The organism is Candidatus Hakubella thermalkaliphila (genome assembly GCF_013281975.1).
GTDB classification, from domain to species: Bacteria; Actinomycetota; Humimicrobiia; order Hakubellales; family Hakubellaceae; genus Hakubella; species Hakubella thermalkaliphila.
Map to the genome: position 1 here is coordinate 1 of NZ_BLRZ01000105.1, position 6,002 is coordinate 6,002.

The 6,002-nt window shown below is 49.4% G+C and carries 9 protein-coding genes, 1 tRNA gene and 1 other RNA gene; 10 read left to right on the forward strand and 1 reads right to left on the reverse strand.

Translation table 11 applies throughout. The features are described 5' to 3' along the window. The first annotated feature begins 25 nt into the window (after positions 1-25). The 10 genes from smpB to HW443_RS08870 all read left to right on the forward strand — a co-directional run bounded on the left by smpB (position 26) and on the right by HW443_RS08870 (position 5,654). Entirely contained in the window at positions 26-511 is a 486-nt protein-coding gene (gene smpB, locus HW443_RS08825; protein ID WP_176236076.1) for an SsrA-binding protein SmpB, read from the forward strand. Further along, positions 484-833, forward strand: a transfer-messenger RNA (tmRNA) gene (gene ssrA / locus HW443_RS08830). Before smpB ends, ssrA begins: the two co-directional genes overlap by 28 nt. Positions 834-922: 89 nt before the next feature. Beyond that, positions 923-1,729, forward strand: a complete 807-nt coding sequence (gene murI / locus HW443_RS08835) for a glutamate racemase (protein ID WP_176236077.1) — start codon at positions 923-925, stop codon at positions 1,727-1,729. Between the two features lie 17 nt (positions 1,730-1,746). Further along, the gene (gene rph, locus HW443_RS08840) at positions 1,747-2,490 is read left to right on the forward strand and encodes a ribonuclease PH (RefSeq protein WP_176233624.1); all 744 of its coding nucleotides are present in this window, start codon (positions 1,747-1,749) and stop codon (positions 2,488-2,490) included. Continuing rightward, positions 2,487-3,149, forward strand: a complete 663-nt coding sequence (locus HW443_RS08845; RefSeq protein WP_176233623.1) for an XTP/dITP diphosphatase — start codon at positions 2,487-2,489, stop codon at positions 3,147-3,149. The genes rph and HW443_RS08845 overlap by 4 nt, the downstream gene beginning before the upstream one ends. 174 nt (positions 3,150-3,323) lie before the next feature. Continuing rightward, positions 3,324-3,401: transfer RNA gene (locus tag HW443_RS08850), tRNA-Pro, on the forward strand. Positions 3,402-3,537: 136 nt separating this feature from the next. Further along, positions 3,538-3,930, forward strand: coding sequence for an aspartyl protease family protein (locus HW443_RS08855; protein ID WP_176238076.1), 393 nt, complete (start codon positions 3,538-3,540; stop codon positions 3,928-3,930). Positions 3,931-4,216: 286 nt separating this feature from the next. Continuing rightward, a complete protein-coding gene (locus HW443_RS08860) occupies positions 4,217-4,909 on the forward strand; it encodes an exopolysaccharide biosynthesis protein (protein WP_176233621.1) in 693 nt (230 codons plus the stop codon). Positions 4,910-5,046: 137 nt separating this feature from the next. Continuing rightward, complete coding sequence (locus tag HW443_RS08865) at positions 5,047-5,301, forward strand: hypothetical protein (protein WP_176236272.1); 255 nt, start codon at positions 5,047-5,049, stop codon at positions 5,299-5,301. After that, positions 5,295-5,654, forward strand: coding sequence for a type II toxin-antitoxin system PemK/MazF family toxin (locus HW443_RS08870; RefSeq protein WP_176237152.1), 360 nt, complete (start codon positions 5,295-5,297; stop codon positions 5,652-5,654). The genes HW443_RS08865 and HW443_RS08870 overlap by 7 nt, the downstream gene beginning before the upstream one ends. A gap of 78 nt (positions 5,655-5,732) precedes the next feature. Here the strand turns inward: HW443_RS08870 and HW443_RS13035 are convergent. Further along, positions 5,733-6,002 (reverse strand): hypothetical protein (locus tag HW443_RS13035; RefSeq protein WP_219857236.1); only part of this gene is annotated, 270 nt, incomplete at its 5' end.

Below are 6,002 nucleotides of genomic sequence, written 5' to 3' on the forward strand. Positions count from 1 at the left end.
CTCTGCCTGGCCAGAGGAAGGGAGCTTGGTCGAAAAGACCATAGTGGCTCAAAACAAGAAAGCTTTCCACGACTACTTCATTCTGGAGTCGTACGAAGCAGGGATATCCCTTCGAGGCACCGAAGTTAAATCTCTGAGGGAGCACCGGGTTAACCTTAAAGATGGTTATGCCCGGGTGGAAGATGGAGAGTTATTTCTCCATAATGTGCACATTAGTCCCTACTCCAAAGGAAGCGTGAGCAATCACGAACCCTGGAGGGCAAGGAAGCTCTTGATGCACAAGAGCGAGATCAGGCGCCTGGAAGGGAAAAGTCAGGAACCAGGGATAACCCTGGTACCCTTGAAGATGTATTTCGTGGATGGAAAAGCAAAAGTGGAGCTGGGGCTGGCCAGGGGCAAGAAATCCTACGATAAACGGGAAGTTCTGGCTAAGAAAACTGCGGAGAGGGAGATAGAGAGAGTCCTCAAAGCCAGAAAGGATAAGGGGGCGCTTCGGTTTCGACGAAGGTAGTTCTTAGAGGAATGGCAAGCCGAGGTTCCAGGTCCTCGTGAAAAACTGGGCCCAAATGTAAGTGCGGATGAAAATCTTGCACTAGCTGCCTAATTAAGAGCAGCTACGTCTGCTGAAGTTTGTCTATGGCTTCAGCCAGGCGTCATCAAGTAGACTACCCGGACGCTTTCTCCCGGGGAGCGCCAGGGGAAATTTTCTGGGATAGTTTGCGGAAAGCGTTCCGGTCCGCGTTCCGCAGGCGAAAGGAAAAGAGCGGATAAGCTTGTAGAAGTTCCTCCGGGGATGCTTTCGGACGCGGGTTCGAATCCCGCCGCCTCCACCAGTTTTTCAGAAAAGACTCTCAAGACTTTGGTGTTTTGAGAGTTATTTTTTTAGCAGTTGGCCGATCTTTTAACAACTGACAGGTGAGGTATGGATAACAGGCCCATCGGAGTATTTGATTCGGGAGTAGGAGGACTCACAGTAGTCAAGGAAATAATCCATCTTCTTCCTCATGAGGAGATATTGTATCTGGGAGATACAGCCCGGGTCCCTTACGGGCCCCGGGAGCTGGATCAGGTAAGAGGCTTCATGTTTGAGATAGTGAACTTTCTCAGAAAGCAGGACGTCAAGCTAATAGTCATTGCCTGCAACACAGCCACTGCCGCCGGACTGCAGGATGCGCAAGAGATTAATAATGTTCCCATCATCGGAGTTATTGAACCAGGGGCCAGAGCTGCCTGTCTTTCCACCAGGGCAAAAAAGGTAGGGGTTATTGCTACCAAAGCGACCACCAAAAGTGATGCTTACAGAAGAATTATCAGTACCATGGACGGCCAAACGGAGGTTTTCACCCGGGCCTGTCCCACTCTGGTGAATTTTATCGAAAGAGGGGAATTGGAAGGGGGTCGCATCAAGGAGGAAGTCAGGTCCTATCTTGGTCCTCTTATAGAGGAAGGGATAGACGTTCTGATTCTGGGATGTACCCATTACCCTTTGATAGAAGGACTGATAAAGAAGATTGTGGGTGAGGATATCCAGATCATCAACTCAGCCAGAGTCACTGCCCAGGAGGTGAAAAGGATCCTTACGGCTGAGGTTCAGTTGAGGCACTCAGACCGTCCTCCTCGTCACAGATTTCTGGCTACAGGAAGCGGAAGGCTCTTTTTCGAAATAGGGGGATGGTTCCTGGGCCAGGAAATAGAAGAGACCGAAACCATAGATCTCCACTCCCCGTGAAAAAATAGGAAAATCCAATGGTCAGGATTGACGGGCGTAAACCCAACCAGATGAGAGAAGTCAGGATTACTCGCAATTATATCCCCTATGCCGAGGGTTCAGCCATGATTGAGGTAGGGAAGACCAGGGTCATCTGTGCGGCCAGTGTGGAGCCCAAAGTGCCTCTTTTTATTAAGGAACAGGGTTTAGCGGGAGGGTGGATTTCGGCCGAATATTCTCTTCTTCCTCGCGCTACTCACACGAGAATTATCAGAGACTCAGTCAAAGGGAGGATAAGTGGGCGGTCGCATGAGATTCAGAGGATCATCGGCCGATCCATGAGAGCGGTGGTGGATCTTAATCTCTTGAATAATATGACCATTTGGATCGATTGTGATGTGATTGTCGCTGATGGAGGGACCAGAGCCGCCTCCATAACCGGCTCCTACATTGCTCTGTTTGAGTGTGTCAACAAATTGATGAACGAGAGGAAAATTACCGAATACCCCATCCGGGACTATGTGGCTGCCACCAGCGTGGGCCAGGTTAAGGAAGAAGTTCTCCTGGACCTCTGTTTTGAAGAGGATAAGTGTGCTGAGGTAGATCTAAACGTGGTCATGACCAGCTCTCTGGACATAATCGAGATTCAGGGGACAGCCGAGGGAAAACCCTTTTCCATAGGTAGACTTTCGCAGATGCTGGACCTGGCGGCGGAGGGAATTTCACATCTAATTGGGATCCAGAGAGCTGCTCTCGGTGAGTCCCTGATCAAGAAAAAATGATCCAGGTAATTCTGGCCACCAAGAACTCGGGCAAGATCAGGGAAATCGAAAACCTCTTAAAGGATTCCAAATTCAGGATACTCACCTTCAAGGACTTTAAAAGCTGGCCGGAGATTGAAGAAAGAGGATCTTCTTTTGCCGAGAATGCCCTGATCAAGGCCAGGGATTTGGTCAGATTTCACGGGCTACCGGTGCTGGCAGACGACTCCGGTCTGGAGATAGAATATCTGGATGGCCGGCCCGGAGTCCTCTCCTCCAGATACGCGGGCTACGGCGCAACGGACGAGGAGAACATTCAGAAAGTACTGCGGGAAATGCAGGGATGCCCCGAAGACAAAAAGGGAGCCAGGTTCAGGTGCGTGGTGGTCTTTCTGACTCCTGCGGTAAGGTGTCACGTCGCTCAGGGGATATGCCCGGGAAGAATTACTTTCAACAGGAGGGGCAAGGGGGGATTCGGGTATGATCCCATCTTTATTCCCGATGGATTCACCAGAACCATGGCTGAGCTTACCCTGGCCGAGAAGAACGAAATAAGTCATCGGGCCAAGGCCCTGCGGTCTCTGCTTAAGATCGTTGATCTCAAGAATTGTAGTGACCATTCCAAAATCAGCGGACGCATTCCTTATAGAGCCTCCCGGGAACAAGAAGAAGAGCAATAGAATTTAGTGGAGAGTTAAATCTATACAGAGGTAAGGAGTGGAGTAAAGCTCGGATAATCTTTAGCAAGAAGAGACACTCTAGAATTTAACAGGCTGGGGCTTGAAGCAAAAAAATCACATTGACCAGGCTCAAGTGCCTGGATTATACTAACTTTACGTTCTCTACTGGTGCATCGGGGCGTAGCGCAGCTTGGTCAGCGCACCTGCTTTGGGAGCAGGGGGTCGGCGGTTCAAATCCGCCCGCCCCGACCATCACCTTTAGGGGAGTGCCAGTTTACCGCTGACCTGCCTCAGGTGATAGAACTCCACAGTAGCTTGACTAAGTTTTGCAATAAGAATATGGTAGAAGTAGAAGTTTGAAAATTGAATAGGCGAGGAAGGAAGGAAAATGGGTGAAACACGAATCTTCTTTAAGGTCTACGGAGCTAACGGGCAAGCCGCGGAGTTAGAAGCCGTCGTCGATACGGGGGCTACTTTCAGCAAAATTCCCCGCTCCCTAGCTGCTAAGCTGGGACTTGAAGGTAAATATGAAACAGAAGTTGAATTGGGAGATAAAAGGATAATTAAGAGGAAGCTCAGCCTTGCCGAGATAGAGATAGAAGAGGTAAGAAGACCGGTTTTGGTTGCCATTGGAGAGGAGGAGGAAAGACCTGTAGTTGGCTATACCGCTCTGGAACTTTTGGGATTCAAAGTAAATCCCATCACCGGGAAACTGGAAAAAGCTATCCCCATAGAATATGGAGAGAAGGAAAAGAGATTAGGCGAAAAGGGGGCGAATTAGGCCCCCTTTTTCTTTTACCTCTCAGACCTGAATCCAGATTCCGACCGGTTTTGCTTTCTCCATATCTCACCCTCTCAAGCGCCCTCATCGCTTGTTTATTCATTTCCCTTAATTAAGACGATACTCGCCCAGTCAAGCGGCATAATTTTTCTCAGCTCGTCGGCAAAGGCTGAGTAAGAAAAGGATACCACTGTGCATGGCAAATACATTATCACATAGTATTTCCCGTGAAGTATAGGAAGGCATTGATGCCCAGTAAGCCAGCCATTGGGCAAGATATCATCATATGAAATGCAGTGAAAAGGAATCGAGCGACGTGGACCATATTAATCTGACGCAGAAAAAAGAAGCGAAATTACAGGTGGATTCTCTGGGGGAGAAACTCAAGGTGGTGATCGGCAAATTGCCGTCGGATGGAGTGACGTTGGTCGAGATTCTGGATCTTGTTGGGAAGGACAGTCTCATGCTTCTCACCGGTTTCCTTTCGCTCGTTTTCATCGTCCCCGTTTCGATTCCTGGTGTGAGCACGGTGTTTGGCTCCGCCATCCTGCTGATCGGCATCAACCGTCTCTTCGGCCGCAACCTGTGGCTGCCGAAGTCCATTGCGAATCGTATCGTGTCAAGCGACAAGCTCCGCGTTACATTCGACCGTGCTCTCGTATGGTTTCACCGATTGGAGCAAGTGAGTCGCCCTCATCGCCTCAACTGGCTGACGTCTGATGGCTTGATAGGTGTTCTGAATAACTGCGCTCTGATCTTGGCAGCCATCCTGCTCATGGCACCGTTCGGGATGATTCCTTTCAGCAACACACTGCCCGCCCTTGCGCTTCTCTTTCTTGCCATTGGGTTGATGCAACGGGATGGTGTCTGCATCCTGCTCGGGTATCTGTCCAACTTTGCCACAATCATCTACTTCACGGTTCTTATTGCCGCTGGTGGCATGTCCATCCGCGAGATATTACAACAGATCTTGGGCTAATTACCATGAACTGCTTAAAGAAACCCAAGACAGGTGAGCCGGACAGATTGCCCAACACTAACTGAAATCCGCCCAAAGACATTGACAGCTAGTTGCCAAAAGGTTATACTTCAGGTAGGAAAGGAGGTATAATCCTTATGCCGAATGTGAAGACCGCTATCTCAATACAAGAGTCTCTGTTCAAGGAAGCTGAAGCTCTGGCTCGCGAATTGGAAATCTCGCGCAGCCAACTATTTACCATGGCACTTGAGCGTTTTGTCAAGCAACATGAAAACAGACAACTTCTTGAGCAAATCAACGTAGCCTACAGCGAGGCGCCCAATCCCGATGAACAAGCCTATCAAACACGCATGAAAGACTACCATCGGCGATCCGTGGAGGGTGAATGGTGATCAACCAGGGAGATATTTTCTGGATAGACCTTGGCGCACCTTCTGGGTCTGAGCCAGGCTATATGCACCCCCACGTTGTCGTCCAGAACAATCTCTTCAACCAGAGCCGGATCAATACGGTCGTAGTTTGCGCACTGACCTCAAACCTTAAGCGAGCGGAAGCTCCAGGAAATGTCTTGCTTGCTCCTGGCGAAGCCAATCTCCCGAAACAAAGTGTCGTCAATGTCTCTCAGATTTACACCGTGGACAAGCGGGACTTAGTTGAGAAGATTGGCACGCTCTCAAGCAAGCGGGTGCGAGAAATTCTAGATGGTATTCAGCTTTTGCTAGAACCACGTGACGTTAAAGAATGACGGCAGACTTCAGTTGATAGGGAGTTGCCGAGTATGCTCAAATGTCTCCAGGTTATTTCAAAAAATCACCTGGCTTACCTAAGAGATAGAAATTTCCAATTTGTTAAGAATCTTCAAGAAAGAGGCATTGATTTCAGTGCGCCGGAAGGAGATGTTGTCCACAAGTAAAGAATTGACCTCTGGTGGAAAGAGGTGAAGTTTCAGACACCGGGCCGAATTGAAGATCAAAAACGCGCTTTCTTTCTCACAGCTTCTAGAGAGAGCTTCTGGCAGTTTGTCCCGACGAGTTGACCGTAAGCTTTCAGTAAACCCTGTTGCGACTAGGAAGTGCGGAGTTCCCGGCGGAAG